Source organism: Paenibacillus enshidis, from assembly GCF_042136365.1.
Classification (GTDB): Bacteria; Bacillota; Bacilli; order Paenibacillales; family Paenibacillaceae; genus Paenibacillus; species Paenibacillus enshidis.
Map to the genome: position 1 here is coordinate 1 of NZ_JBHHMI010000062.1, position 2,138 is coordinate 2,138.

At 48.4% G+C, this 2,138-nt stretch carries 2 protein-coding genes; both read left to right on the plus strand.

From position 1 onward, the window contains the following. Positions 1–206 precede the first annotated feature (206 nt). Positions 207–635, plus strand: a complete 429-nt coding sequence (gene tnpA, locus ACE41H_RS25050) for an IS200/IS605 family transposase (protein WP_375358298.1) — start codon at positions 207–209, stop codon at positions 633–635. A gap of 744 nt (positions 636–1,379) precedes the next feature. Further along, complete coding sequence (locus ACE41H_RS25055; RefSeq protein WP_375358297.1) at positions 1,380–2,087, plus strand: reverse transcriptase domain-containing protein; 708 nt, start codon at positions 1,380–1,382, stop codon at positions 2,085–2,087. Positions 2,088–2,138 lie beyond the last annotated feature (51 nt).

Below are 2,138 nucleotides of genomic sequence, written 5' to 3' on the forward strand. Positions count from 1 at the left end.
CTCACGCTGGGTGATGTTGTCAGGCGAATTCGCTACGAACATCGAGGACAGATGCTCGTATATGTGTACGAGAGTGCCCTTCAAAAGAAACCTCTATTCGACATTTTACGAGATCTGAACCACCCTGCATAAGGCTAAAAATCGTATCCCGCTACAGGTATGTCCATTTTCTTCCTTACTCGAATGAATTTGCAACACTCAAGTTAATAAGTTCCTGGTCTCTAAACCCACTGGCTTTCAGCCAGTGGATCCTTGTCGTATGGACAACAAAGTATCGGTATAAGGTATTACAAGGTGCAGTAGCAGAACGGTTACGAGAATTAATCCGCCAAGGATGTGAAGCGAGAAGCATACAAATCATCCGAGGCAGTATAGGAAAAGAACACGTTCATTTGCTGGTATCGTGCCCACCAACGATAGCCCCAAGCAAGTTGTTACAGTACCTGAAAGGAAGATCTTCCAAGATGTTGCAGGAAGAATTTCAGGAGCTGAAGAAGCGGTACTGGGGTCAGCATTTGTGGGCACCTGGGTATTTTTGTAGAACAGTCGGAGCAGTTATCGAAGAAATGATCAAAGAATATATCGAAGACCAAGGGAACTCCAAAATCGACGAAGTATTCAAGATCGAAGAGTGAGTTTTAGTCACGAACTTTAGCTTGCTTAAGCAAGAGGACATTTCATTGCACTTCAGTGTAGGGTAGGACTTTCAGTCCGTTATCTTCAGTCGGCTTTAGCCGGAACTGCGACTTTCAGTCGCTTAAATAAATCCCTGCACTTTAGTGCAGGGTGGTTGTGCGGGCGGCAGCCCATACTTGGATGTTGGACACTCCTGAGGATATAAAAGCAGGAACAGGCCAACGCTGTACAGTGGTCAATACAGCAAAGGATACGTCTAGCGCGGCGCCGTGTGGACCGTGACGGAGGAGAGGGGGAACTTCCGAGAGGTCCCTATCCGAGATGTGCAGGTTGAAAGCGAAATGCTGAATGCCGATGCGGCGGGATGAATTGGGGACGGTGCGACTTCTCTGGAACCCAAAACCCTACAAGGGTAAGGCAGTCCTGTAGACCATGGAAACGGGATATGCGATTCATCACGTGGAGGGTGAGACATGCACATTGCAGCCAGTATGGGTGACCCGTCGAGGTCTCTTCGTCACCGAAAGGACATGAGCATATAAGGGTACCCGAAGTTGCTCGTGTGCGAAGAGAAGTCAGAGCGTTTTCATAGTAGCGAAGTAGCATAGAGACCATAACTCGATGTGAAGCGAAGGGAAACGTCGTTACTGAAACGTTAATTCAGAAGCAGACATGCAAATTGGTAAGCCTCCGACGTGAAACACTGCCAAGATGGTCTTGCTTGCGAGGAGACACTCGAAATCGTGAAATGGCACAACTTATATGGACGTTTGCTCAGTTACCAGAGACTGCTTGAAGCATGGCTCGAAGTAAAAGCAAACGGTGGAGCCGGGGGAGTAGACGGAGTAAAGCTCCAAGATTTTGAAAGAAATCTTGAAGTAAACCTCCAAAGAGTCCTGCAAGAACTGAGGGATAAAAGCTACACGCCGCAGCCGGTACTAAGACGATACATTCTAAAACGGAACGGAAAGAAACGTCCACTAGGGTTACCATCGATCCGGGATAAGGTGGTGCAGCAAGCAGTCGTCAATATCCTTCAACCGCTCTATGAGACAGTGTTCCATCCGGCATCCGTCGGTTTCCGACCAGAGAAAGGAACATTTAACGCCTTTGGACGGATTATACACCTGATGGAGCAAAGATATGTCTGGGTGTACGATGCTGACATTAAGGGTTACTTCGATTGTATTGACCATCGCTTACTCATGAAATTACTCAAAGGGAAAATTGCAGATCGATCGATACTCAACCTGATTTGGCACTGGCTAAAGGCAGGGGTGGTGGAGAAAGGTGCTCGAAGTTTCTCGAAGAAAGGAGTTCCTCAGGGCGGGGTCATCTCCCCCTTACTGGCCAACATTTATCTGAATGAGCTAGACTGGGAGCTGGAAAAAGAGAAGATGCGTTTTGTCCGCTATGCGGACGACTGTGCGCCACGAATGCGCGGCGCGTAAGAGCCAAGCAATGCTGAACAAGAGATGAGGGCGGGCCCCTCGGAGCCGCTG